Annotated in this window: 27 protein-coding genes; 5 read left to right on the forward strand and 22 right to left on the reverse strand. The window is 75.1% G+C overall.

Annotation, left to right across the window (positions count from 1 at the left end; translation table 11 throughout):
- The first annotated feature begins 2 nt into the window (after positions 1-2).
- A complete protein-coding gene (locus tag ASG41_RS02945) occupies positions 3-872 on the forward strand; it encodes a 1,4-dihydroxy-2-naphthoate polyprenyltransferase (RefSeq protein ID WP_056289369.1) in 870 nt (289 codons plus the stop codon).
- Between the two features lie 20 nt (positions 873-892).
- Here ASG41_RS02945 and ASG41_RS02950 read toward each other — a convergent pair whose 3' ends face one another.
- Together ASG41_RS02950 and ASG41_RS02955 are read right to left on the reverse strand one after the other, a co-directional pair.
- Positions 893-1189 (reverse strand): DUF4229 domain-containing protein, encoded by a 297-nt coding sequence (locus ASG41_RS02950; RefSeq protein ID WP_235564399.1) that lies wholly within the window; start codon positions 1187-1189, stop codon positions 893-895.
- 10 nt (positions 1190-1199) lie between these two features.
- Positions 1200-1724 carry an Lrp/AsnC family transcriptional regulator gene (locus tag ASG41_RS02955; RefSeq protein WP_235564401.1) on the reverse strand — a complete coding sequence of 175 codons (525 nt, stop codon included), beginning with the start codon at positions 1722-1724 and terminating at the stop codon, positions 1200-1202.
- Positions 1725-1809: 85 nt separating this feature from the next.
- Between ASG41_RS02955 and ASG41_RS02960 the strand changes: the two genes are divergently transcribed.
- The gene (locus ASG41_RS02960) at positions 1810-2046 is read left to right on the forward strand and encodes a hypothetical protein (RefSeq protein WP_056289374.1); all 237 of its coding nucleotides are present in this window, start codon (positions 1810-1812) and stop codon (positions 2044-2046) included.
- 67 nt (positions 2047-2113) lie between these two features.
- Here the strand turns inward: ASG41_RS02960 and ASG41_RS02965 are convergent, their stop codons facing one another.
- From ASG41_RS02965 to ASG41_RS03035, 15 genes are all read right to left on the reverse strand, one after another.
- Complete coding sequence (locus tag ASG41_RS02965; protein WP_157518917.1) at positions 2114-2506, reverse strand: hypothetical protein; 393 nt, start codon at positions 2504-2506, stop codon at positions 2114-2116.
- A gap of 117 nt (positions 2507-2623) precedes the next feature.
- A complete protein-coding gene (gene ccsB / locus ASG41_RS02970; RefSeq protein WP_056289379.1) occupies positions 2624-3592 on the reverse strand; it encodes a c-type cytochrome biogenesis protein CcsB in 969 nt (322 codons plus the stop codon).
- Positions 3589-5193 (reverse strand): cytochrome c biogenesis protein ResB, encoded by a 1605-nt coding sequence (locus ASG41_RS02975; protein ID WP_056289382.1) that lies wholly within the window; start codon positions 5191-5193, stop codon positions 3589-3591. The genes ccsB and ASG41_RS02975 overlap by 4 nt, the downstream gene beginning before the upstream one ends.
- On the reverse strand, positions 5190-6020 hold the full coding sequence (locus tag ASG41_RS02980; protein ID WP_056289386.1) for a cytochrome c biogenesis CcdA family protein: 831 nt from the start codon (positions 6018-6020) through the stop codon (positions 5190-5192). Before ASG41_RS02980 ends, ASG41_RS02975 begins: the two co-directional genes overlap by 4 nt.
- A 1-nt stretch (position 6021) precedes the next feature.
- Positions 6022-6597, reverse strand: a complete 576-nt coding sequence (locus tag ASG41_RS02985; protein WP_056289388.1) for a TlpA disulfide reductase family protein — start codon at positions 6595-6597, stop codon at positions 6022-6024.
- Entirely contained in the window at positions 6594-7238 is a 645-nt protein-coding gene (locus ASG41_RS02990) for a histidine phosphatase family protein (RefSeq protein WP_056289391.1), read from the reverse strand. Before ASG41_RS02990 ends, ASG41_RS02985 begins: the two co-directional genes overlap by 4 nt.
- Positions 7235-8599: a glutamate-1-semialdehyde 2,1-aminomutase gene (gene hemL / locus ASG41_RS02995; protein WP_056289393.1), complete on the reverse strand. Its 1365-nt coding sequence runs from the start codon at positions 8597-8599 to the stop codon at positions 7235-7237. Before hemL ends, ASG41_RS02990 begins: the two co-directional genes overlap by 4 nt.
- Positions 8596-9093: a hypothetical protein gene (locus tag ASG41_RS03000; RefSeq protein WP_056289396.1), complete on the reverse strand. Its 498-nt coding sequence runs from the start codon at positions 9091-9093 to the stop codon at positions 8596-8598. The genes hemL and ASG41_RS03000 overlap by 4 nt, the downstream gene beginning before the upstream one ends.
- Positions 9093-10127, reverse strand: a complete 1035-nt coding sequence (gene hemB / locus ASG41_RS03005) for a porphobilinogen synthase (protein WP_255352951.1) — start codon at positions 10125-10127, stop codon at positions 9093-9095. Before hemB ends, ASG41_RS03000 begins: the two co-directional genes overlap by 1 nt.
- Positions 10124-11707, reverse strand: coding sequence for a uroporphyrinogen-III synthase (locus tag ASG41_RS03010; RefSeq protein ID WP_056289398.1), 1584 nt, complete (start codon positions 11705-11707; stop codon positions 10124-10126). Before ASG41_RS03010 ends, hemB begins: the two co-directional genes overlap by 4 nt.
- A 73-nt stretch (positions 11708-11780) precedes the next feature.
- Positions 11781-12722 carry a hydroxymethylbilane synthase gene (gene hemC, locus ASG41_RS03015; protein ID WP_056289401.1) on the reverse strand — a complete coding sequence of 314 codons (942 nt, stop codon included), beginning with the start codon at positions 12720-12722 and terminating at the stop codon, positions 11781-11783.
- Positions 12719-14098, reverse strand: a complete 1380-nt coding sequence (locus tag ASG41_RS03020) for a glutamyl-tRNA reductase (protein ID WP_056289404.1) — start codon at positions 14096-14098, stop codon at positions 12719-12721. The genes hemC and ASG41_RS03020 overlap by 4 nt, the downstream gene beginning before the upstream one ends.
- The gene (locus tag ASG41_RS03025; RefSeq protein WP_056289406.1) at positions 14095-14793 is read right to left on the reverse strand and encodes a redox-sensing transcriptional repressor Rex; all 699 of its coding nucleotides are present in this window, start codon (positions 14791-14793) and stop codon (positions 14095-14097) included. Before ASG41_RS03025 ends, ASG41_RS03020 begins: the two co-directional genes overlap by 4 nt.
- 261 nt (positions 14794-15054) lie before the next feature.
- Positions 15055-15300, reverse strand: a complete 246-nt coding sequence (locus ASG41_RS03030) for a glutaredoxin family protein (protein WP_056289409.1) — start codon at positions 15298-15300, stop codon at positions 15055-15057.
- Positions 15293-16891, reverse strand: a complete 1599-nt coding sequence (locus ASG41_RS03035; protein WP_056290270.1) for a class I adenylate-forming enzyme family protein — start codon at positions 16889-16891, stop codon at positions 15293-15295. The genes ASG41_RS03030 and ASG41_RS03035 overlap by 8 nt, the downstream gene beginning before the upstream one ends.
- A gap of 184 nt (positions 16892-17075) precedes the next feature.
- On the opposite strand from ASG41_RS03035, the gene ASG41_RS03040 reads away from it, so the two are divergent.
- The 3 genes from ASG41_RS03040 to ASG41_RS03050 all read left to right on the forward strand — a co-directional run bounded on the left by ASG41_RS03040 (position 17076) and on the right by ASG41_RS03050 (position 20407).
- Positions 17076-18005 (forward strand): sigma-70 family RNA polymerase sigma factor, encoded by a 930-nt coding sequence (locus ASG41_RS03040; protein ID WP_255352952.1) that lies wholly within the window; start codon positions 17076-17078, stop codon positions 18003-18005.
- A 190-nt stretch (positions 18006-18195) separates the two neighbouring features.
- The gene (locus ASG41_RS03045) at positions 18196-19425 is read left to right on the forward strand and encodes a DUF5667 domain-containing protein (RefSeq protein ID WP_056289411.1); all 1230 of its coding nucleotides are present in this window, start codon (positions 18196-18198) and stop codon (positions 19423-19425) included.
- A gap of 58 nt (positions 19426-19483) precedes the next feature.
- Positions 19484-20407, forward strand: a complete 924-nt coding sequence (locus ASG41_RS03050) for an HAD family phosphatase (protein ID WP_235564404.1) — start codon at positions 19484-19486, stop codon at positions 20405-20407.
- Between the two features lie 3 nt (positions 20408-20410).
- Here the strand turns inward: ASG41_RS03050 and ASG41_RS03055 are convergent, their stop codons facing one another.
- The 5 genes from ASG41_RS03055 to proC all read right to left on the reverse strand — a co-directional run bounded on the left by ASG41_RS03055 (position 20411) and on the right by proC (position 24305).
- A complete protein-coding gene (locus ASG41_RS03055) occupies positions 20411-21322 on the reverse strand; it encodes a lysophospholipid acyltransferase family protein (protein WP_056289417.1) in 912 nt (303 codons plus the stop codon).
- Complete coding sequence (locus ASG41_RS03060) at positions 21315-22421, reverse strand: NAD-dependent epimerase/dehydratase family protein (RefSeq protein ID WP_056289419.1); 1107 nt, start codon at positions 22419-22421, stop codon at positions 21315-21317. The genes ASG41_RS03055 and ASG41_RS03060 overlap by 8 nt, the downstream gene beginning before the upstream one ends.
- Before the next feature lie 10 nt (positions 22422-22431).
- Entirely contained in the window at positions 22432-22530 is a 99-nt protein-coding gene (locus ASG41_RS22755) for a 30S ribosomal protein bS22 (RefSeq protein ID WP_012854759.1), read from the reverse strand.
- Positions 22531-22755: 225 nt separating this feature from the next.
- Positions 22756-22950 carry a helix-turn-helix domain-containing protein gene (locus ASG41_RS25350; protein ID WP_056290276.1) on the reverse strand — a complete coding sequence of 65 codons (195 nt, stop codon included), beginning with the start codon at positions 22948-22950 and terminating at the stop codon, positions 22756-22758.
- Positions 22951-23483: 533 nt separating this feature from the next.
- On the reverse strand, positions 23484-24305 hold the full coding sequence (gene proC, locus ASG41_RS03070) for a pyrroline-5-carboxylate reductase (RefSeq protein ID WP_056289421.1): 822 nt from the start codon (positions 24303-24305) through the stop codon (positions 23484-23486).
- Position 24306 lies beyond the last annotated feature (1 nt).

Consider the following 24306-nt stretch of genomic DNA (forward strand, 5'->3'; position numbering starts at 1 on the left):
CCATGGCCACCCCCGCGCAGTGGGTCGCCGGCGCGCGACCCAGGACGCTGCCCGCCGCCCTCGCCCCGGTCCTCGTGGGGTCCGGCGTCGCGCAGGCCCTGGACGGCTTCCGGCTGGTGCCCGCCCTGCTGGCACTGGTCGTCGCGCTGGCCCTGCAGGTCGGGGTCAACTACGCCAACGACCACTCCGACGGCAAGCGCGGCACCGACGCCGACCGGGTCGGCCCGATGCGGCTGGTCGGCTCCGGGGCGGCCAGCGCGTCCGCCGTCCTGGTGGCCGCACTGCTGGCCTTCGCCGTCGCCGGCGTCGCCGGGATCGCCTTGGCCGCGCTGTCGAGCTGGTGGTTGGTCGCCGTCGGCGCGGTGAGCATCGTGGCTGCCTGGACCTACACCGGCGGCCCGATCCCCTACGGCTACCGGGCGCTGGGCGAGGTCTTCGTGTTCGTCTTCTTCGGCCTGGTCGCAGTCGTCGGGACGACGTTCGCCCAGACCCGGACCGTCGAGGGCCTGGCGTTCGCCGCCGCCGTCCCGGTCGGGCTGCTCATCACCGCGATCCTGGTGGTGAACAACCTGCGCGACGTGCACGGCGACGCCGCCGTCGGCAAGCGGACGCTGGCCGTGCTGCTGGGTGAGCAGGCCACCCGGTACGCCTTCACCGGGCTGATCGTGGGCGCCTTCGTGGTGGTGGCGCTCATCGGGCTCAGCCACCCGTGGGCCCTGCTGGGGCTGCTGGCGGTGCCCCTGGCGGTCCCGCCGGTGCGCACGGTGCTGCGCGGCGGCGTGGGCCCGGCGCTGATCACCGCACTGTCGGGCACCGGGCGGCTGACGCTGGTCGCCGGGGTCGTCCTCGCCGTGGGGCTCGCCCTCAGCTGATCCGTGCGTGTCCGGTCGGCTCAGCCGATCGGGTCGTCGGTGCCCTTCAGCCGGGCCCGCAGGTCTTCCTTGCCGGCCTTGCGCGTGGAGGACCGGGCTGCCATGGCCTCGGTGAGCCGCTCGCGGATCGGCTTGAGCAGCACGAAGGACAGCGGCATGGACAGCAGCAGGCCGAACAGCAGCCCGGGGAAGCTGCCCAGGCCCAGCACCCACAACAGCGCCACGAGCGCGGCGGCCAGCGCCAGCCGGCCCAGCGTGTAGAGCGCCAGCAGCGGCCAGACCGACGGCGGCTGGGCCGGGCCCCCGGTCGGGCTCACGGGACGGTTCTCACTCGGTGCGGCCATGACGGCCCTCCCACTTGGTCGACAGCACGACGGTCGTCCGGGTGCGTGCGACGCCCCGGATCCGGTTCAACGCGCTGATGGTGTCCTCCAGTGCCGGGATGTCGGTCACCCGGACCTTGAGCACGTAGCCCTCGGAGCCCGCGGTGCGCCAGCAGTCCTCGACCGAGGGCAGCGCGGACATCGCCTCCTCCAGGCCGACGTCGTCGACCTGGTCGCTCTCGATGACCCCGACCAGCGCCGTCACGCCCAGCCCCACCTTGGGCGGGTCCACCAGGGCCGTGTAGCCGGTGATCACCCCGCTGCCCTCGAGCTTGCCGACCCGCTCGTGCACGGCGGGTGCGGACAGGCCGACCTGCCGGGCGAGCTCGGCGTAGCTGGCCCGCCCGTTGGCCCGCAGCAGGTCGATCAGCTGCTCGTCGACGGCGTCGATGGGGGGCCTCCAGGGGCGTGGATCGGTCGGCGTGTGCGGGTCGGCGCGCGGGCGACCGGGGACGGGGTGCGTGATCACCCGACCCGAGTATCGCCGCGGTCGTACATTGGGTGCAGAGCGGGTCGGTGCACGCAGGACGCAGGTCGGGGAAGAGGGTGGCCCAGTGGTCTTTCTGGTGATGCTGGTGATCGCGATCGGCGTGGTGGTGCTGGTGATGCGCGCTGCCGCCGTGCAGGGCGGGGGTCCCGGCGGCTCCGACGGGCGCGGCGGCACCCGGGCACCGCGGCCGCCGCGTGGGCCCAAGCCGCCGCAGCGCTTCCTGGCCCCGGACGACGACCCGGACTTCCTGCGCGAGCTGGACCGTCGCACCAAGCGCGACGACGGCACGCCCAGCGCCTGACCCACGGCCGGCACCACGGAGGCCCCACCCGCACGCGGGTGGGGCCTCCGTCGTCTGCAGGGGGGCGTCAGGCGGCGCTGGTGCCCGACCGCGCCGAGGTGTGACCGCCGCCGAAGAACCGGCGCCAGCCCGCCCGCCGGGGCGTCTCGGACTCCGCTGCGGTGGACTGCCCGGCGACGTCCGCGGCCTCGAGGGCGGCGATCACCGAACCGTCGTCGGCGGCGTCCCGGGCGGGGTCGGTGGCCGGCTCGGGCTCAGCGGGCCAGCCCAGGCCCTCGCCACGACCCGGGGCCTCGGGCCAGCCGACCGCCGAGGCGACCGGGCCGGTCGGGGGCAGTGCGGCCACGACGTTGGGCGCGCCGGGCCGGTGCGTGCCGGTCCCGGGCGCGGCCCGACGCTGGAGGGCCTGGGCCACCAGGGGGTGCACGACGGCCTCGTCGAGGGCGGTGTGCTTACCCACGGTGGGGTCCACAGAGCTCGCTCATGCGTGCAGCGTCGCACGACATGCGCGTTCGAGCACGTGTTCCCGGTGCGACACCCCTCGCAGGAGTGACGCTGTGTCAGCACCGGGAGTCGGTCAGCTCACCCCACCGTAGGAGTGCAGGCCGGTGGAGACCATGTTCACGTACAGCAGGTTGAAGACCATGACGCCCAGGCCCACCACGTTGACCCATGCCGAAGGACGCCCCCGCCAGCCGGCGGTCGTGCGGGCGTGCAGGTAGGCGGCGTAGACGACCCACGCGATGAACGCCCAGGTCTCCTTGGGGTCCCAGCCCCAGAACCGGCCCCAGGCGCTCTCTGCCCAGATGGCGCCGGCGATGACGGCGAAGGTCCAGATCGGGAAGCCGAAGACAGCGGTGCGGTGCGCGGTGCGGTCCAGCGCGGCAGCGCTGGGCAGCCGGTGCACGATCCGGGACAGCGGGCGCTCACCGGCGGCGATCTTGGCCTCGTAGCGGGAGCGCACCAGGTACATGACGCTGGCGATGCCGGAGACGAAGAAGATGCCGAAGCCCAGGATCGCGGTGCTCACGTGCACGGCGAGCCAGCTCGAGCGCAGCGCGGCGACCAGCGGGCCGGCCGAGGCGTAGAGGAACAGGCCGATGCCGACCATGGACAGCACGACCGGGGCCAGCACGAAGACGCCGATGTGCCGCAGCGCCGGCGTGCGCAGCGCGAGCACCACGTAGACGACGACGGCGACCAGCACCACGGCGGTGCCGAACTCGTACATGTTGCCCCAGGGCAGCCGGTCGGTGGCCACCCCGCGGGTGACCAGCACCCCGGCGTGCACGACCGCGCCCAGCAGCGTCAGCCCCATCGCGACGGCGCCGACCCGACGGGCCTTGACCGGCTCCTCGTCCACGGGCGGGAGGCTCGCCGCGGTGGTCGACCCACCACCGGCGCCGACCAGCTCACGGGACACCGCGGGGGCCTTCTTGCCGCCGAAGGCCAGTTCGGCGCAGAACGCGACGACCGCCACCGAGTACAGCGCCACGGCGATGGAGAACAGGGTGTCCGACAGGGCGGCGAGCGAGGGGTCTGTCACGAGCTGGGGTTCTCCTTGGCCGTGGCCCGGCGGCGCAGCGCCGCCGAGACGTCGTCGGTGAGTGCGGTGAAACGTGGAGCGGTCTCGGCGCTGCCCCGGGTGAGGGAGCCGACGCTCAGGACGGTACCCGCGTCGCCGGGGCCCGGGCCGACACGGGCGAAGACCCGCTCCCGGCGCAGCAGCAGCATCCCCAGCAGCCCGACCAGGACCGCGACGGCAGCACCCAGCACGTAGACCTGCCCCGGGTCGTGGGACAGCTGCATGGCCGCGAACTCCTTGAGCCCGGAGAACGTGACGACCGTCCCGTCGGCCAGCGTGGTGGACTCCCCGATCGCCAGGTTGGCCCGGCCGACCTCGGTGAGGCTGCCGCGGTCGATCTGGGTCTGGTCGACCGAGTACACCGACTGCGGCAGCCCGGAGTCCAGGCCCAGGTAACCCGAGTAGACGAAGAGGGCGACCTGCGGGTCCAGCGGGCGCGGGTCGATCGAGGTGAGGACCCCGCCCTGGGTGGAGCCGGTGGGGGCGAAGAAGCCCTCCAGCGCGAGCTGCTCGTCCGACCCGGGGACGTCGGGCAGCTTGAGCGCGCCCTGGCTGGCCATCGTGGTCGTGTCCGAGGGCAGGAACGGCGCACTGACGTCGGTGAAGCTCTGCCCGCCCGGGAACGTCACGGTGAAGACCGGGGAGAAGCCGTGGCCGGTGACGTAGACCCGGTCGCCGTCCACCCGCAGCGGGGAGTTGACCCCGATGGTCGCGTTGCGGCTGGCGGCACCGGCCAGCCCGTAGCCGATGTCGGCGGTGAAGGAGGCCGCGGTCAGGTTCTCCTCGTACTCGGCCTTGAAGTCCTCCAGCGTCACGCACAGCGGCGTCATGTCCGAGGCGTCGACCAGGGCCCCGGACCGCGAGGTGTCGTACTGCTGGAAGGTGTTGCAGAACCGGTCGCCCTCGGTGACCAGGATGCTGCCCTCGTAGCCCCAGAGCTTGCCGCCGGCCAGGCCCAGCAGCAGCGCCAGCAGGGCCAGGTGGAACACGACGTTGCCGGTCTCCTTGAGGAAGCCCTTCTCCGCCGACAGCTCGGGACCGTGACGGCCGTCGCGGCGGACCACCCGGAAGCGGCGGACCCGCAGCTCCTCCTCGACCACGTCCAGGGTGGCCGCGGCGTCCAGCTCGGAGTCCAGCGTCGCGCTGTCGGGCAGCCGGTGCAGGTGCCGCGGCGCCGGCGGCGGCTGGGCCAGCACGGCACGGCCGTGCTCGATCGCCCGCGGGACGACGCAGCCGATCAGCGAGATGAACAGCAGCAGGTAGATCGCGGCGAACCACGGCGAGCTGAAGACGTCGAAGAGGTAGAACGCGTCCAGGACCGGGGCCAGCGTCTCGTGCTCGCGGAAGTAGCCGGTGACCTGGCTCTGGGACAGCGACCGCTGCGGGAGCAGGGACCCCGGGATCGCGGCGAGCGCGAGCAGGAACAGCAGGATCAGCGCGGTGCGCATCGCGGTCAGCTGCCGCCACCAGCGCAGCAGCGTCGTCCCGACCCGGCGCAGCGGCGAGGGGGCCGGCGGCGGGCCGGGGGCGGCGGCCGCGGGCCGCTCGACGGTGGTGGTCACAGCAGGCCCTCCCCGAAGCCGGTGGCAGCCAGCCAGGAGCGGAACCAGAGCATCATCTCCGTCCAGGCACCGGTCAGCAGGAGCAGTCCGACGACGACCAGCACGACCCCGCCGAAGCGGGTGACGGCGGCGGCGTGCCGGCGCAGGAACGAGGTGGCCCCGACCGCCCAGCGGGCGCCGAGCGCCACCAGCACGAACGGCACGCCCAGGCCCAGGCAGTAGGCGACGCCCAGCAGGGCCCCGCGACCGGCGGTGGCCTCGGAGAAGGCCAGGTTCTGCACGGCGGCCAGCGTCGGGCCCAGGCAGGGCGTCCAGCCCAGCCCGAAGACGACGCCCAGCAGCGGCGCGCCGGCCAGCCCGGCGGCGGGGCGCACGGTCATCCGCTTGGTGCGCTGCAGCAGCGGGAGCCAGCCCAGGAAGCCCAGGCCGACCAGCACGGTCACCCCGCCCATGACCCGGGTGATCTCCTCGTTGTAGACCAGCAGCAGCCGGCCCAGCCCGCCCACGGCGGTGCTGATCGCCACGAAGACGGCGGTGAAGCCCAGCACGAAGAGGAACGCGCCCAGCACCATCCGCCCGCGCGGGGAGCGCTCGTCCACCGCGGGCCGGACGGCGGTGGCCACCGACCCGTCACCGGCGGGGCCGGCAGCAGCCGGGGTCGTCGTCCGGGCGCCGCTGCCGACCAGGCCGGTGACGTAGGACAGGTAGCCGGGCACCAGCGGCAGCACGCAGGGCGAGGCGAAGCTGATCAGGCCCACGAGCGCCGACACCGCGGCGGCCACGAGCAGCGGGCCGTCGGTGACCAGGCCGGCGAAGGTCTCCCCCACGTCAGTCCTCCTCGCCCAGGACGCGCTCGAGGACGGCGCGCAGGTCCTCCTGGCTCACCGTGCCGGTGTAGACCGCCGCCACCCGGTAGTCGCCGTCCAGCACGATCGTGCTGGGGATCGCCGAGGCCGGGTAGTCGCGGAAGGCGAGGGCGACCTCGCTGGCCGGGTCGTACAGGGAGGGGAAGGTGATGTCGGCGTCGGTGACGAAGGCGTCGGCGAACTGCTGGTCGGTCTCCTTGACGTTGATGCCGAGGAACTGGACCCCCTGGCTCTCGACCTCCTCGTAGACCTCCTGGAACTCCGGGGTCTCGACGCGGCACGGCGGGCACCAGGAGCCCCAGAAGTTGAGCACCGCGACGTCGCCGGACAGCTCGCGGGACTCGAAGTCCTCCCCGGACAGCAGCGTCCCGGCGAACTCGGGCGCCAGCGCGCGGTCGGCGACGTCGATGACCTCGCCGGCCGGGGTCGCCTCGACGAACCGGAACTGCCCGCCGTTGTTGACGTCCACGGCCCCCGACCCGGTGCTGCAGCCGGTGAGCGCGACCGCGGCCAGGGCCGTCACCAGTGCCTTCCTCATGCGCCACCCACCGTGCCCCGGCCGGCCGGGCCGGCGGGCTCGGCGTAGTCCACCCGGGTCAGCTCGTCGCCGGCGTAGGTCAGCGAGGTGACGCTGGCCAGGCCGCACTGCCGCTTGCGGGGGTCGTGCAGGTAGCGGCGGCCCTCCACGTGCAGGCGCAGCGTCCAGATCGGCAGCTGGTGGCTCACGCAGACCGCGGCGCTCCCCCGGGCGGCGTCCCGGGCGGTGTGCACGGCAGCCAGCATCCGGGCGGCGATCTCGTCGTAGGGCTCGCCCCAGCTGGGCTTCCACGGGTTGCGCAGCCGCCACCAGTTGGCCGGGTGCTTGAGCGCGCCGTCCCCGACGCCGAAGGTCTGCCCCTCGAAGTCGTTGCCGGCCTCGATCAGCCGGTCGTCGGTGGCGATCGGCAGGTCCAGGGTCTCGGCGATCGGGGCCGCGGTCTGCTGCGCCCGGACCAGCGGCGAGGCCACCAGGTGGGTGATCGGCCGGCGGGTGCCGAAGAACCCCGCGGCGGCGCGGGCCATGCCGTGCCCGGCGTCGGACAGCTCGAAGCCGGGCAGCCGCCCGTAGAGCACACCCGTGGGGTTGAAGACCTCGCCGTGGCGCAGCAGGTGGACGACGGTGGTCTCGGGGGCGGTCACGGCTGCAGCGCCTGGGCGTCGTGGGAGACCGCCGGGGCGGTGCCCGGGGTCGCGGCGGCCGCGGCGCGGGCCGCCGCCGGCAGCGCCTGCAGCACGTGACCGACGGCGTCGTCGTCCATCGCGGCGTTGACGAACCAGGACTCGAAGGCCGAGGGCGGTAGGTAGACCCCGGAGGCCAGCATCGAGTGGAAGAAGGCGGTGTGCCGGGCGGTCTCCTGGGTGCGCGCGTCGTCGTAGTCGCGGACGCGGCGCTCGTCGGGCACGAAGAACACCGAGAACATCGACCCGGCCTGCTGGACCCGGTGGGCGACGCCGGCGGCCATCAGCTCGGCCGACACCGCCCCGCGCAGGGTGGCGGCGACGGTGTCGCAGCGGTCGTAGACGTCGGGGGTGCAGTGCCTCAGCGTGGTGAGCCCGGCCGCGACGGCGACGGGGTTCCCGGCCAGCGTGCCGGCCTGGTAGACCGGGCCCAGCGGGGCCAGCTGGTCCATCAGGTGTGCCTTGCCGCCGAAGGCCGCGGCCGGCAGTCCGCCGCCCATGACCTTGCCGAAGGTGAACAGGTCGGCGTCGACGGGGTCCAGGCCCTGCCAGCCGGCGCGGGTGACCCGGAAGCCGGTCATCACCTCGTCGATGACCAGCAGCGCCCCGTGGGCGGCGGTGATCCGGCGCAGGTGGGCGTTGAACCCGTCCAGTGGCGGGACGACGCCCATGTTGCCGGCGGCGCCCTCGGTGATGACGCAGGCGATCTCGCTGCCGCGCTCGGCGAAGACGGCCTCGACGGCGGCCACGTCGTTGTAGGGCAGCACCACGGTGTCCGCGGCGGCCCCGGTGGTGACGCCGGGGGTGTCGGGCAGGCCCAGGGTGGCGACGCCGGAGCCGGCCGCGGCCAGCAGCGCGTCGACGTGGCCGTGGTAGCAGCCGGCGAACTTGACCACGACGGGGCGGCCGGTGGCGCCGCGGGCCAGCCGGATCGCCGACAGCACGGCCTCGGTGCCGGAGTTGACCAGCCGGACCTTCTCCACCGCGGGGACGCGGTCCACGATCTCGGCGGCCAGCTCGACCTCGCCGGCGGTGGGGGTGCCGAAGGAGAACCCGCGGGAGGCGGCCTCGACGACGGCCTCCACGACGGCCGGGTGCGCGTGGCCCAGGATCATCGGGCCCCAGCTGCTGACCAGGTCGACGTAGCGGCGGCCGTCGACGTCGGTGATCCACGGGCCGGACCCGGACGCCATGAAGCGCGGGGTCCCGCCGACGGCGCGGAACGCGCGGACCGGGGAGTTCACCCCGCCCGGGGTGACCTGGGCGGCGCGGTCGAACAGCGCCGCCGACGTCGGGGCCTCGTAGGGGTACGGGGTGTTCACGGCTCCACTCTCCCAGGCTCGTCGGTCGGGGCGGCGGCCCCGGGGTGGGCTGTGAGCAGGGCCTCCGTCAGCTGTGCGGGGTGCCGGGTGGGCACCAGCACGGTGGTGCCGTCGGTGCGCCGCAACGGCAGCCCGACCCGGCCGCGCGGGAGGACGGCGCCACCGCCCAGCACCGGGGCGCCCACGTCGACGCCGGCCGACCCGCTGACCAGGGCCTCCCGGTCGACGTCGGCCAGCCGGAGGTCCTCCCGGCCCACGGTCAGCACCGCGTCGGGGCCGCGACCGGCAAGCCGGACCGACCAGACACGGTCGGCCGCGACCACCCCGGTGGCCACCACGCCGAGCACCGCGACCACCGCCACGACCCACACCAGCAGCGGCACGTCACCGCCGGGGAGGGCGACGTCGAGCACGACGAAGACGCCGGCCAGCGCGCCGAACGTGCGCCAGGAACCGCCGCGCTCGGTGTACCGGGCGGCGTCCCCCGCGGGCATCAGCGCAGCCAGCGGGCGGCCTCGACCGCCCAGTAGGTCAGCACGGTGCTGGCGCCCGCGCGGCGGATCGAGGTCAGCGTCTCCAGCACCGCGCGCTTGCGGTCGACCATGCCGCGCTCGGCGGCGGCCTCGACCATCGCGTACTCACCGCTCACCTGGTACGCGCTGACCGGGACGTCGACGGCGTCGGCGACCCGGCGCACGATGTCCAGGTAGGGCAGCGCGGGCTTGACCATCACGGCGTCGGCGCCCTCGGCGAGGTCCTGCCGGACCTCGCGCAGCGCCTCGTCGGCGTTGGGCGGGTCCATCTGGTACGTCGAGCGGTCGCCGAACTGCGGGGCGCCCTCGGCGGCCTCGCGGAACGGGCCGTAGAAGCCCGAGGCGTACTTGGCGGCGTAGGCGAGCACCGGGGTCTCGGTGAACGCGGCGCTGTCCAGGCCGGCCCGGATGGCGGCGATCTGGCCGTCCATCATCCCGCTGGGGGCCACCAGGTGCGCCCCGGCCTGGGCCTGGGCGATCGCCACGGCGGCGTAGCGGTCCAGCGTGGGGTCGTTGTCCACGACCCCGGCCGGGGTGACGACGCCGCAGTGCCCGTGGTCGGTGTACTCGCACAGGCACAGGTCGGCCATCAGCACGAGCTCGTCGCCGAGGTCGGCACGCAGCTGCTGCAGCGCGACGTTGACGATCCCGTCGGCGGCGTCGGCCTGGGAGCCCACCGCGTCCTTCACGGCCGGGATGCCGAAGAGCATCAGCCCCGAGATCCCGGCCTCGGCCGCCTCGTGGGCGGCCCGCCGCAGCGAGTCCAGCGAGTGCTGGACGACGCCGGGCATCGAGCTGATCGGCACCGGCTCGGACACGTCCTGCTTGACGAAGACCGGCAGCACGAAGTCGGCGGGGGCCAGCCGGGTCTGCGCCGTCATCCGGCGCATGGCCGGGGTCGAGCGCAACCGCCGTCCCCGGGCGAAGCCCGGGTTCGCGCCCTGACTCCGCCCTGCGCCCGGATCCCGCCGACCCGGCAGGCCCCCGCCGGTCACTCGGCGTCCTCGGCGGTGTCCTCCGCGGGGGCGGCCGCCGGGGCGGCGGTGCCCTCGGCCTCGGCCCGGCGGGCCTCGGCGAAGGCGGCCAGCGCGTCGACCAGCGGGCCGACCGCGGCCGTCTCGGGCTGGACGTCGACCCGCAGGCCGAACTCGGTGGCGCTGCTGGCGGTGGCCGGCCCGATCACCGAGACGACGGTGCGGGCGTGCGGCTTGCCGGCGATGCCGACCAGGTTGCGCACCGTCGAGGAGGAGGTGAAGCAGACGGCGTCGAAGCCGCCGCCCTTGATGGCCTCGCGCACGGCGGCAGCCGGCGGCGCGGCGCGCACGGTGCGGTAGGCGGTGACGTCGTCGACCTCCCAGCCCCGGTCCTTGAGGCCCGCGGTGAGGGTCTCGGTGGCGATGTCGGCTCGGGGCAGCAGGACCCGGTCGATCGGGTCGAACACGTCGTCGTAGGGCGGGAAGTCCACCAGCAGGCCCTCGGAGGACTGCTCGCCGGCGGGCACCAGCTCCGGGACGATGCCGAAGTCGCGGACGGCCTGGGCGGTCTGCTCCCCGACGCAGGCGACCTTGACCCCGGCGAACGCGCGGGCGTCCAGGCCGAGCTCGGCGAACTTCTCCCGGACCGCGCGCACGGCGTTGGTCGAGGTAAAGACGATCCAGCCGTAGCGGCCGGTGACCAGGCCCTTGACGGCGCGGTCCATCTGGGCCGGGCTGCGCGGGGGCTCCACGGCGATGGTGGGCACCTCGACGGGGACGGCGCCGTAGGCCCGCAGCCGGTCGCTCATCTCACCGGCCTGCTCGCGGGTGCGGGGCACCAGCACGCGCCAGCCGAACAGCGGGCGGGACTCCCACCAGGAGAGCTTGCCGCGCTTGTCGACGACGGAGCCGACGGTGGCCACCACGGAGCCCGCGAGCGCCTCGAGGCCGGCGGTCTTCTCCGCGATCGCCGACAGCTTGGCCACCACGGACTTCTGCGCGGTGCCGGTGCCCTCGGCGGTGACGACGACCGGGGTGTTGCCCGACAGCCCGCCCTCGAGCAGGCCGGTGGCCACGGTGGGCAGCTGGTCCACCGCGACCTGCAGCACCAGCGGGCTGTTGGTCCCGGTGGCGGCGGCGGCGAGCGCAGCCGGGTCGGCCGGGGACTCCCCGCGCAGGTCGGCCTGCACGGAGCCCGCGCCCAGCGCCACACCGGCGTAGGCCGGCACGGCGGTGCCGACGGCCACCCCGGGGACGACGTCGAAGGCGATGCTGGTCCGGGTGACCGCCAGGGTCTCCTTGACCACGCCGTCGGTGGTGAACGGGTCACCGGCGACCAGCCGGACGACGACGGAGCCGTTCTTGGCCGCCGTCACCGCGGTCTTGGCGATCTCGGCCGGCTCGCCGGACACCACGCTGATCTCCACGTCCGGGTGGGACTCCCGGATCGCGTCGGTCAAGGGCGCCGGGACGTCGCCGTCGGTCAGCACCAGGTCGGCGGCGGCCAGCGCGTCGGCCGCCCGCGTGGTCAGCAGACCGGGGTCGCCGGGGCCGGCCCCGACGAAGACGACTCGACCGGGCTGCTTGCGTGAGCGCGTCATCGCGTGCTCCTCATTCTGATCCCCGCGGGTGCGGGGTCGGTGCGGGTGGAACAGGGCAGGTGGGGGGTGTGGTTCACCGGCTGGCCGCCATCAGGTCGGCGGCGCCGCGGTCGAGCAGCTCGGCGGCGAGCTCGCGGCCGAGCCGCGCCGCGTCGGGTGCGGGCCCGGAGGTCGACCCGCGGACGGCGTCGCTGCCGTCCAGCGCGGTGACCGAGGCCCGCAGGTAGAGCTCGTCGGTGCCGTCCTCGGCCTCGCCGACCTCGGCGTGGGCGGCGACGGGGGCACTGCAGCCGGCCTCGAGGGTGGCCAGCACGGTGCGCTCGGCGACGACGCAGGCGCGGACGGCGGGGTCCTCGAGCGAGGCGAGGGCGGCCAGGGTGGCCGCGTCGTCGGTGCGGCACTCGACGGCCAGCGCGCCCTGGGCGGGCGCGGGCAGGACCTGGAGCGGGTCGAGGACCTCGGTGACGGCGTCGAGGCGGCCCAGCCGGGCCAGGCCCGCCCGGGCGAGCACGACGGCGTCGAGGTCGCCGTCCTGGCTGCGGCCCTTGACCCGGCGCATCCGGGTGTCCACGTTGCCGCGGATCGGGACGACGTCCAGACCCAGGCCCAGGGCCCGCAGCTGGGCGACCCGGCGCGGGGCGCCGGTGCCGATGGTGGAGCCGGGCGGCAGTTCGCCGAGGGTCAGGCCGTCGCGGGCCACCAGGGCGTCGCGGGGGTCCTGCCGGGCAGGCACCGCGGCGATGGTCAGCCCCGGCTCCTCCGCGGTCGGCAGGTCCTTGTAGCTGTGCACGGCCAGGTCCACGGTGCCGGCGTGCAACGCGTCGCGCAGGGCACTGACGAACACCCCGGTGCCACCGAGCTGGCTGATGGCGGCGGAGTTCACGTCGCCCTCGGTGGTGATGTGCACCAGCTCCACCGGCGTGCCGGTGGCCGCGGTGATCGCATCGGCGACGTGCTGGGACTGGGTGAGGGCCAGCAGGCTCCGGCGGGTGCCCAGCCGCAGCGGGGCGGTCACGAGACCTCCCGGTCGACCGGCAGCTGGCTCAGCGACGTCGCCGCCGGCAGTGCGGGGTCGACGGTCACCGCCCCGGCCAGCGAGGACGTGGTGTCGGCGTCCAGGCCGAGGCCGAACAGGGCCCGCAGGGCGTCGGCGTAGTCGGTGCCACCGGGGGCACTGGCCAGCTCCTTGACCCGCACGGTGGGCTCGTGGAGCAGCTTGTCGACCACCCGGCGGACGGTGCGGGCGATCTCGCTGCGCGCGCGGGCGTCCAGGTCGGGCAGCCGGGAGGACAGCCGCAGCAGCTCGGCGTCGACGACCTCAGCGGCCTGGCTGCGCAGCGCGGACACCGTGGGGGCCACCGAGGCTGCCTGCCGCTCGGCGCGCAGCAGCGAGGTCTCCAGCTCGACCAGGGCGTGGGCGGCGGCGATGTCGTCGGCGGCCACGGACCCGGCGACCGGGCGGCCGTGCTCGTACCGCTCGCCCTGCAGCATCGCCAGGTCCACGACGTGCACGCCGGGCAGGGTGGCGACGGCCGGGTCGACGTCGCGGGGCAGGGCCAGGTCCACCACGACCAGCGGGCGGTCGCCCCGGCCGGCCATCGCGGTGGTGACGACGTCGGTGCCGATGACCGTGCCCGTCGCGCCGGTGCAGGTGACCAGCACGTCGGCGACGGCGAGCTCGGCGGGCAGCGTCTCCAGGTCGGCGGAGCGGCCCTCGATGGCCTCGGCCAGCCGGGCGGCCGAGGCCGGCGTCCGGCTGGAGACGGTGACGGCCGCGCCGCGGCGGGCCAGCGTGGTGGCGGCCAGCGCGCCCATGGAACCGGCGCCGACGACCAGCACCGGGCGCCCGGTGAGGTCACCGATCCGGTCGGTGACCCGCTCCAGGGCGACCGACACCAGCGAGGCGCCGGCCTTGTCGATGCCGGTCTCGGCGTGCACCCGCTTGCCCACCCGCAGCGCGCGCTGGGTGATCGGGTGCAGCTCGCGGCCGACGGTCCCCTCCTGCTGGGCCAGCGCGTAGGCCGCCCGCAGCTGGCCGAGCACCTGGGTCTCCCCGACCACCATCGAGTCCAGCCCGGCGGCGACGGTGCACAGGTGCCCGATGGCCTGGTCCTCGTAGTGCACCGTGACGTAGGGCGACAGGTCCTCCACGGTGGCCCCGGCGTGCCGGGCGAGCACCCGGCTCACGTCGGTGACCCCGCCGTGGAACCGGTCGACCTCGGCGAAGACCTCCACCCGGTTGCAGGTGGCCAGCACCAGCGCCTCGGTGACGTGCTCGCTGTCGAGGAGCTCGTGGAGGGTCTTGACCGTGTCGTCGCCGTTCATCGCGACCTGCTCGAGCAGGGCGACGGGCGCGGTCTGGTGGCTGATGCCGACGGCGAGCAGGCTCATCGGGTGGCCGCCTGCGGGACGGTGAGGTCGTTCGGGACGGTGTCGGGCACCAGCTGCACGCCCTTCTGCTGGTCGAGGAAGGCGAGCACCTGCAGCTCGACCGAGAGGTCCACCTGACGGACGTCGACCCCGGCCGGCACGCTGAGCGTCTGCGGCGCGAAGTTGACGATGCTGCGCACCCCGGCGGCGACGAGCCGGTCGCAGACCGACTGGGCGACCGTGGCCGGGGTGGTGACGACGGCGATGGTCACGCCGTGCTCGGCGACCACGGCCTCCAGCTCGTCGACCGGACGCACCGCGGTACCGCCGACGACGGTGCCGACCCGCTGCGGATCGGCGTCCAGCAGGCCGACGAAGGAGAAGCCGCGGCTGCCGAAACCGGCGTACCCGGCCAGCGCCGAGCCCAGGTTGCCCATGCCGACCAGCACGCAGGCCCGGTCGGACTCGACGCCCAGCGCGCGGGCCAGCCGTTCGCGCAGGGAGGGCACCGAGTAGCCGACGCCACGGACACCGCACGGGCCCAGGTAGGAGAGGTCCTTGCGCAGCCCGGCCGGGTTGACCCCGGCCGCCGAGGCCAGCTCGCCGGAGGACACGTGGCTGCGTCCACCGTCGGCGAGACCGCTGAGCACCCGCAGGTACACGGCCAGCCGGGCGACGGTGGCCTCCGGGATGACCCGGGGGCGCGGCTCTGGCACGCGTCCTCCTCGGTGTCGCTGGGCCTGGACGTCGCGGGGACGTCGCGGGGCGGTGGTCGTCGGGCGCCTCACCGGGCACCACCGGGGGTGGGATCGGGTGCGAGGAGGGCGGTCGTCCGGCGTGCGTCTCCCGCCGGCAACTCCACGGTAACCGCTTGTGAACGCTGGAACAAAGTCGCTGAGGGCGTCGGCGCAGGTCACAGCGCCCTGCTGTGGCCGACGCCACGCACCGGACGCCTACCACGGGGGTGGACCAGCGGGTCAGGCGGTCCCGAGGTCGCGGCGCAGCCGGTCGACGTCGACGGTGAAGTAGGAGTGCTCGCGGCCGTCGAGCAGCACGACCGGCACCCGGTCGCCGAACTCGGCCTGCAGGTCGGGGTCGGCGTCGACGTCGACCGCGGTGACGGCCAGCCCGGCCTCGGCGGCCAGCCGGTCCAGGGTCTCCGCGGCCGCCACACACAGGTGGCAGCCCTCCCGGGTGAGCAGCTGCAGCTCGCGCTCAGGCACCCTCGCCGACCCCCTCGACCGTCTCGGTCTCGGCGGCCATCCGGTCCAGCCCCAGCTCGCGCAGCCGGGCCCGGCTGACCTTGCCGGTCAGGGAGTGCGGCAGCTGCGCGACGAAGGTGAACGTGGCCGGCACCTTGAACCGGGCCAGCGAACGCGCCGCGTGGGCCCGCAGCGCGTCGGCGTCCACGGTGCTGCCGGACGTGCGGACGACGACCGCGCGCACCGACTCACCGGTGCGGTCGTCGGGCATCCCGACGACCGCGGCCTCGGCCACCTCGGGGTGCTCCTCCAGGACCCGCTCGACCTCACCGGGGTAGACGTTGAAGCCTCTGACCAGCACCAGGTCGCGGCGGCGGTCGACCAGGTGCAGGTCGCCGACGGCGTCCCGGTAGGCGATGTCGCCGGTGAGCAGCCAGCCCTCGGCGTCCGGGCCGTCGGCGCCGTCGGGCCAGTAGCCGCTGAACAGGTTGGCCCCACGCACGCAGACCTCGCCGGCAGCGTCGGCCGGGTCGTCGCCGAACGGGTCGCCGAAGACGTCCTCGCGGACCTTGCTGCCCGGGTCCGGGCCCGCACCGGGCCCACCTGCGGTGTCCCGCAGCACCAGCTCCACGCCGGGCAGCGGGGCGCCGATGCACTCGGGCTCGGCCCGGCCGGTGACCAGCGTGGTGGCCAGCACGGGGGCGGCCTCGGTGAGGCCGTAGCCCATCCACACGGTGACCGCGGCCCGGTCCCGCATCGCCGTCCAGATGCGGGCGGGCAGCGGGGCGGCCCCGCAGCTGGCGGTGTGCACGGCGGCGAAGGCCCGGCGCAGCGCGGTGTCCGAGCCGGCGGCGTCGGCCGCGGCCAGCCAGGCCTGGTACATCGGCGGCGCACCGGGGACGGCGCTGACGCCCTCGCGGGCCATCAGCTCCAGGGTGGCGACCGGGTCGAAGGAGTCGACGAGCACGCCGCACGCCCCGGTCGCCGCGACCAGGCCCAGGGCGCCGTTGAGGCCGTAGACGTGGAACAGCGGCAGCACCAGCAGCACGACGTCGCCGGGGCGGACCGGGGCCGGCTGCACGGAGAGCACCTGCTGCTGGTTGGCCAGCAGCGCGGCGTGGGTGAGCATCGCCCCGCGGGGGCGACCGGTCGTGCCGCTGGTGTAGCAGAGGACGGCCAGCGCGGAGGGGTCGTCGCGGTCGGCCGGCGGCGCGTCGTCGGAGGCCGGGGGGCCGGCCAGCGCGGGCACCCCGCCCGGGGCGGTCCGCTCGGTGGTGCCCACCAGCAGCCGGGCGCCGGAGTCGCCGAGCAGGTGCTCGAGCTCGGGGTCGGTGTAGGCGGTGTTCACCGGGACGACGACCAGCCCGGCGCGCAGCGCGCCCACCACCGCGACCACCCAGTCGACCCCGTTGGGCAGCTGGACGGCGACCCGCTCCCCCGCGGTCAGCCCGCGGGCGGCGTAACCGGCCGCGGCCCGGTCGACCGCGGCGTCCAGCTCGGTCCAGCTCAGCCGGCGCTCGCCCTGGACCAGCGCCGGGGCCGACCCGGAGGCGGTCGCGGCGGCGCGCACCAGACCGTCGAACGTGCGGACGTCGCTGCGGCCAGCCGGCACCGGGACCACCCTCCTGCTCAGGCCGCGTCCTCCGCACGGGTCACCGCCCCACCGGGTCGGGGGCGGTCGCGTGGACGCAGGCGCACGATGTTGTCACCATGGGGCCTGCCCGCGCAGGTCAGGAGCGGTCCGACACCGTCGCCGGGCCCCCGACCAGCCCCGTGACGAGGAGGTGGACGAGGCCGTGCCCCGCCCACGCTCCACCGACACCGGCGACCTGACCGCGCGGTTCGCCCCCGACGGCCTGCACGCCGGGGCACCGGTCGACGGGATCGCGGTGCCGCACCCCCGCCCCGGTGACGCCGCCCGGCCCACGCCCCGGCCGCGCCCCACCCCGCGCCCGCGCCTCCCGGCCGAGGACGCCGTCGCGCCCGCCGCCGACGCCACCGCCCCCGTCCCGGCCCCCGTACCCGTCGACGGGGTCCCGCGGCACGCCGCGACCCCCGACGAGCCCGCGGAGCCCGCCGAGTCCGCCGAGCCCGCCGAGCCCATGGAGACCGACGGGACCGACGGGACCGAGGAGGACGACGACCTCGAGGGCCTGCCCACCGAGCCCGAGGGCGAGGAGCAGATCGCCGTCTGGGCGCTGGTCGCCGACGCCCAGCAGGGCCGCGCCGAGGCCTTCGGCGAGCTCTACGACCGGTACGCCGACATGGTCTTCCGCTACCTCTACCACCGGGTGTCCGACCGGCAGACCGCCGAGGACTTCACCAGCGAGACCTTCGTCCGGGCCCTGCGGCGCATCGACTCGCTGAGCTTCCAGGGTCGCGACGTCGGCGCCTGGCTGGTCACCATCGCCCGCAACATCGTCCGGGACCACGTGAAGAGCAGCCGGTTCCGTCTGGAGGTCAGCACGGCCGACATGCGGGACGCCGACCGGGCCACCGACGGCCCCGAGGACGCCGTGCTGCAGGGCCTGACCAACGAGCAGCTGCTGGCCTGCGTGGCCCAGCTCAACGACGAGCAGCGCGAGTGCATCGTGCTGCGCTTCCTGCAGGGCCTGTCGGTCGCGGAGACCGCGGCCGCGATGGGCAAGAAGGACGGCGCCATCAAAGCCCTGCAGCACCGCGCGGTGAAGCGGCTGGGCAACCTGCTGCCCGAGGGCCTCCGGTGACCGCGTCCTCACCCCCGGGAGGGGGCCGGGCAAGTTACCGGTGGGTACCCCGTACCCACCGCTCGGGGGCTTCGTTGGTCGCCGTGGTACCCACCGGGTCGGCCCACGGGGCGCGACCGGCACGGCGACCGGGCAGGACCCACGGGGCAGACGGAGGACAGCGGTGAGGGACGGGCAGCGGACGGCGGGCGTGGACGCCCCGTCCGGCGCGGTGCTCGAGGACGCCCTCGCCGCCCGCCTCACCCTGCTCGGCCAGCACGCCCCCACCCTCGACGACGACGTCCGGGCCCGGCAGCGCGCCCGGCTGGTCGCCATGGCCGCCGTCCGGACGCCGGAGCCCACGCCCTCGCTGGCCCAGCGGCTGCTGTCCGGACGGGCCGTGGACACCCCTGCTGCGCGCTGGCGGAGCCGGCTCACCGCCGGACTGACCGGAGCCGCGCTCACGGTGGCGACGCTGTCGGGCCTGGTGGCCCTCGCCCAGGGCTCCGAGCCCGGCGACCTGCTCTACGACGTCAAGCGCGGCACGGAGCAGACCCAGCTCGCCCTGGCCTCCGACACCGACCGGGGCCTCACCCTGCTCGGGTTCGCCAGCACCCGGCTCACCGAACTGGAGCAGCTGACCGGGGTGGAGGCCGGCGCCCTGGCCGTCCCGGTGGCGGCGCCGGTCGCGCCGACCGCCGACGGGTCCGACGCGGTCCTGGCAGCCGACGGCACCGACGTGGGCACCGTCCGCGACGTGCTGGCCACGATGGACCAGCAGACCACCGAGGGCACGGACTCGCTGACCGGCACGATCGTGGCCGCCGGGGACCCCGCCCCACTGGCCACCCTGGACGGCTGGACCGTCGCCCAGCGCGAGGGGATCGCCGCCGTGGAGGCCGCGCTCCCCGCCGAGGCCCGACCCGACGCCGCCGCCTCGCTCGCCCTGGTCGACCGGGTGGCCGCCCGGTCGGCGGCCCTGCAGACCGGCTTCGCCTGCCCCGGTGGGCTGCAGACCGCGGGCTCCGACGAGCTGGGTCCCGTGCCCGCCCCCTGCGCGACCCCGACCGACCCCTCGGGGACGTCGACGCCGTCCGCGACACCCATGCCCAGCACCCCGGCCACGGCCGCACCCACCACCGGGGCACCGGCGAGCGAGACCGCACCGGCCCCCGCCGGTGGCGGCGCGGCCCCCACCGGCACCGCCGGCCCGGGCGGCGGTGTCGGGGGTGGCGGTGGCGGGGGTGGCGGCGCACCTGCCCCGACCGGCGGCGCGGCCCCCAGCCCCACGGCCGCCGTCCCCAGCCCGGCGCCGGCGCCCGTCGTCCCCACGGTGGTGCCGACGGCGCCCCCGAGCACCGGCGGCGCCCTCGTCGAGGTGCCCCCGCTGGTCCCCGGCGTGCAGGTCTGCGCGCCCCCGCTGATCACCGTGGGCTGCTGAGACCCTCCGGATAGGGTCGGCAGCGGCGCTCCCGCACGGGGGCCGGCAGCACGAGGGGGTGGCAGCAGTGGTCCGGGTGCCCTTCCGCGGTGACCGCGCCCGCACGCCCGCCGGCATCGAGGACGAGGAGGCCCGCGCGCTCGTCGCGGGCGCCGCCTCCGCCGCCGCGGCCGATGTCGAGGCGCCCCCGGCGGTCACGCCCGACCCCACCGCGGCCGCGTTCTTCGACTGCGACAACACGATGATGATGGGCGCCTCGCTGTTCTGGTTCGCCCGCGGGCTGGCCGCCCGCAAGTACTTCACCGGCCGCGACGTGGCCAGCTTCGTCTGGCAGCAGGCCAAGTTCCGGGTCGCCGGCAGCGAGTCCGCCATCGACGTGCACGCCGTGCGGGACAACGCGCTGGCCTTCATCGCCGGCAAGACGGTCACCGAGATCGTCGACGCCGGTGAGGAGATCTACGACGAGCTGATGGCCGACCGGATCTGGTCGGGCACCCGCCTGCTGGCCCAGCAGCACCTGGCCGCCGGTCAGCGGGTCTGGCTGGTCACCGCCACCCCGGTCGAGCTGGCCTCGGTCATCGCCCGCCGGCTGGGCCTCACCGGCGCCCTGGGCACGGTGTCGGAGATCGTGGACGGCGTCTACACCGGCCGGCTGGTCGGCGAGCTGATGCACCACGAGGCCAAGGCCCAGGCGGTGCTGGCGCTGTCCGAGCGGGAAGGACTGGACCTGAGCCGCTGCACCGCGTACAGCGACTCCTCCAACGACCTGCCCATGCTGTCGATGGTCGGCACCGCGGTCGCGGTCAACCCCGACAGCGAGCTCAAGGCCGTGGCCCGCTCCCGCGGCTGGGACGTCAAGGACTTCCGCACCGGCCGCAAGGCCGCCCGGATCGGCGTCCCCACGCTGGGTGCGGCCGCCGTCGGGGGCGGCGCGGTCAGCGGCCTGATCGCCCTCCGGCGCCGCAACCGCTGGCCCTTCTGAGCCTCAGGAGAAGACGGACCGGCGCTTGAGCAGCAGCTGGTACAGCGACTGCTGGATGTTCTCCCGCACCTGGTCGGTGAGGTTGAAGACCAGCATCGGGTCCTCGGCTGCGCCCGGGCCGTAGGAGGCGGTCTCGATGGGCGCCCCGAAGGCGATGAACCACTTGGAGGGCAGCGGGACCGCCCCGAGCGGGCCCAGCAGCGGGAACGTCGGGGTGATCGGGAAGTAGGGCAGGCCCAGCACCCGGGCCGCGGTCTTCGCGTTGCCGATCATCGGGTAGATCTCCTCGGCCCCGACGATCGCGCACGGCACGATCGGCACGCCCGTGCGCAGGGCGGCCGTGACGAACCCGCCACGGCCGAACCGCTGCAGGGTGTACCGCTCGCTGAACGGCTTCCCGACGCCCTTGAACCCCTCGGGGAAGACCCCGACCAGCTCACCCTCGGTGAGCAGCCGTTCGGCGTCCTCGTTGCAGGCCAGCGTGGCACCCAGCTTGCGGGCCATGGCACCGATGAAGGGGACCTGGAAGACCAGGTCGGCGCCCAGCAGGCGGAAGCGGCGGGCGGCGGGGTGCTCGTCGTGCAGCGCCACGGTGGTCATCAGCGCGTCCATCGGGACCGTGCCCGAGTGGTTGGCCACGATGAGCGCACCGCCGACGTCGGGCACGTTCTCCAGTCCGACGGTCTCCACCCGGAACCAGCGCTCGAACAGCGGGCGCAGCACCGGCAGCAGCAGGTGGTCGGTGAGGTCGGGGTCGAAGCCGAACTCGTCGGTGTCGTAGTCACCGGTCAGCCGGCGACGGAGGAACTCCAGGCCGCCGGCGACCGAGGCGTCCCAGCCGCGGCCGGGGACGGTGGGCTCCACCGGCTCCTCGGGGCCGTCGGGGTGCAGCCGGATGACCCGGGCCTCAGGCATCGCGCACCGCCTGCAGGTGCGTGCCCGACGGGGTCGGCCGGGTGGTCCGGCCGACGTCGTCCAGCACGGACGCCAGTCGGCCCACGGCCCGTGCGGCGTTCGCGGTCAGCCCGCTGACCAGCTCGGGGGCGACGACGGGGGCCACCGTGCGGCCGTAGTCGGCCAACGCGGCGGCGGTGGTGAAGCGCGGGGAGTAACCGAACTCGTGGCGCAGTCGGGTGGTGTCCACGACGCGGCCGAAGTTGAGGAAGCGCATCTGCTCGGGTGAGTAGTCGGTGATGCCGGCCCGCCGGGTCAGCTTGCCCAGCGGGCCCATCGCCTGGGTGGGCAGCGGCAGCGCCACCCGGCCCAGCCGCCGGATGGCCTGGGACAGCAGCACCGTGCCCTCGGCCCCGACGTTGACGGTGCCGGCGAAGTCACCGGTGGTGGCGCGGACCAGCACGGCCACCGCGTCGTCCTCGTGCAGCAGCTGGACGCGGGCGTCGAACCCCAGCGCCGTGGGCACCACCGGCATCCGCAGGAAGCCGGTGAGCAGCGAGTCGATCCGCGGGCCGATGAAGTTGGTGAACCGCAGCACCGCCACGTCGACGTCGGGCCGCCGGCGGGAGTAGGCCCGCACGTAGCCCTCGACGTCCAGGCTGTCCTTGGCGAAGCCGCCCCCGGGCACCCGGCGGGCCTGCATGGCCTCGGTGAACACGGCGGGGTCGCGGGGGCTGGCCCCGTAGACCGCGCTGGTGGACTTCAGCACGAACCGGCGCACCGAGGGAGCGCGCTGGCACGCGGCCAGCAGCTGCATCGTGCCGATGACGTTGAGTTCCTTCATCGACGTGCGCCCACCCGACCCACCGGGGGTCGAGGAGATGTTCATGTGCACCACGGTGTCCACCGACGCGGCGGACACGACCTTGCCGATCAACGGGCTGCGGATGTCGGCCCGGACGAACTCGGTGCGCCCCAGACGCCGCAGCATCTCGGGGCCGGGGGGCACGGTGTCCACCCCGATGACCCGCTCGATGGAGGGGTCTGCGGCCAGCTCGCCCGCCAGCGCGCCGCCCAGCCACCGGCTCACGCCGGTGACGAGGACGACCGCGGGCGGCACGAGCGTCAGCTCACTTCTTGTTACGACGCTGGACGCGCGTCTTCTTGAGCAGCTTGCGGTGCTTCTTCTTCGCCATCCGCTTGCGGCGCTTCTTGATGACCGAACCCATGTGCCTGCTCCCGACGTCGAGGACGCGTGGGACCCGGGACAGTGACCGGTGGTCACGCCGGGCACCGCGCGAGGGTGTTCCGCTCGTGTGCGCCGCAGCCCCCGGAGGGAGCGGTACGACGCTCGACGGTCGAGACTACCCGGCCCGGGGGCCGGGGGTGTCGCCGAGTCGGTCCGTCGTGGACGGGCCGACCCTGGGTGGTCGCGGCACGGGGGCCGCGACCACTCAGGCGATGTCGGTGTAGGCGTCGCGCAGGTAGTCCTGCACGGCGCGCTCGGGGACGCGGAAGGAGCGGCCCACGCGGACGGCGGAGAGCTCGCCGCCGTGCACGAGGCGGTAGACCGTCATCTTCGACACGCGCATCATCGCGGCGACCTCGGCCACGGTGAGGAACGTGACGGCCGCACGCTGCGGCTGCATCGGGGCCTGCCGGTTGACCGGTGCGGCAGCCGGGTGCGGGGCACCGACCGGACGGGCCACCGAGGCGGCCGACACGGGACGGGCGACCGGACGCGGGCCGGACTGGACCGGACGGGCGTTGTAGGTGGCGCGCTGGGGCATGGTCATCAGTTCATCTCCGCTACTAGCACGCATCGGGCCGCCGGCTTCCCCACCGGCGGACGGGACACGTACGTGCTGGAACAGACGTTAGGGGGCTGGTGGGACAGAAGCGATGGGTGAATCGAACATGCGGACCGGTCCGTACTGGGCACATGTCGACACGACGACCCCGCTCCCTCGTTCGACGGCGCGTCGTCCCCAGACCGTCGGCCTGTGATCACGCTCCGTCCCCAGGAAGTGTGGACAAGTCGACTCACAGGTGCAACACGGACACCACGCGTGAGGACGGATCAGTCCGCAACGGCCGGTTGCCCACATCTCGCCCACACCCCGCGGCCCGGCACCGACCGCCGCCCGCCGTCCGCCGTCCGCCGTGGACGACGCGGCAGGGCTCAGCGGCCGAGCTCGACCGAGCGGTCGTGCGCGGCCTCGATGGCCGCGATCAGCGCCGCCCGCACACCGTGGCGCTCCAGCTCCCGGATCGCCGCGATCGTCGTCCCGCCGGGGCTGGTGACGGCCTCGCGCAGCTGCACCGGGTGCTCCCCGGAGTCGCGCAGCATGGTCGCGGCACCCAGCGCCGTCTGCACGATCAGGTCCGCGGCCAGCGTGCGCGGCAGGCCCAGCAGGATGCCGGCGTCGATCATCGCCTCGACCAGGAAGAAGAAGTAGGCCGGCCCGCTGCCCGACAGCGCGGTGACCGCGTCCTGCTGGGACTCCGGGACCCGTCGCACCTGACCCACGGCCGACAGCAGCGCCTCCGCCTCGTCCAGGTGCGCCTCGGTGGCGTGCGCCCCGGCCGACAGCACGCTCATGCCCTCGTCGACCAGCGCCGGGGTGTTGGGCATGACCCGCACGACCGGCGTGCCGGCGGGCAGCAGCGCCTCGATCCGCGCCGTGGGGACGCCGGCAGCCACCGAGACCACCAGGTGGTCGCCGTCGACGTGCGGGGCCAGCAGGCCCAGCAGGGCGTCGACGTCCTGCGGCTTGACCGCCAGCAGCAGCACCCGGCTGGTGGCGGCGGCCCCGGCCAGGTCCAGCGCCCGGACGCCGTACCGCTGCTCCAGCTGCGCGGCCCGCTCGGGGCTCCGCTCGACCACGGCGATCGAGGAGGCCGCCCCGGGACGACGGACCAGCCCGGAGACCAGGGCCTCCCCGATCTTGCCGCCGCCCACGAGGGCGAGTCCGGACCGGGCGGGGGCGTCTGCGCTGCTCACC

This window comes from Modestobacter sp. Leaf380 (assembly GCF_001424485.1).
GTDB lineage: Bacteria > Actinomycetota > Actinomycetes > Mycobacteriales > Geodermatophilaceae > Klenkia.

Bases quoted from the DNA above. Each gene is read 5' to 3' on its own strand.
- ASG41_RS02945 (WP_056289369.1), top strand. From the start codon at position 3: ATGGCCACCCCCGCGCAGTGGGTCGCCGGCGCGCGACCCAGGACGCTG.
- ASG41_RS02985 (WP_056289388.1), bottom strand. From the start codon at position 6,597: ATGAGGAAGGCACTGGTGACGGCCCTGGCCGCGGTCGCGCTCACCGGC.
- ASG41_RS03000 (WP_056289396.1), bottom strand. From the start codon at position 9,093: ATGCCCGCGGGGGACGCCGCCCGGTACACCGAGCGCGGCGGTTCCTGG.
- ASG41_RS03010 (WP_056289398.1), bottom strand. From the start codon at position 11,707: ATGACGCGCTCACGCAAGCAGCCCGGTCGAGTCGTCTTCGTCGGGGCC.
- ASG41_RS03020 (WP_056289404.1), bottom strand. From the start codon at position 14,098: ATGAGCCTGCTCGCCGTCGGCATCAGCCACCAGACCGCGCCCGTCGCC.
- ASG41_RS03055 (WP_056289417.1), bottom strand. From the start codon at position 21,322: ATGCCTGAGGCCCGGGTCATCCGGCTGCACCCCGACGGCCCCGAGGAG.
- ASG41_RS22755 (WP_012854759.1), bottom strand. From the start codon at position 22,530: ATGGGTTCGGTCATCAAGAAGCGCCGCAAGCGGATGGCGAAGAAGAAG.
- ASG41_RS25350 (WP_056290276.1), bottom strand. From the start codon at position 22,950: ATGCAGCCGCAGCGTGCGGCCGTCACGTTCCTCACCGTGGCCGAGGTC.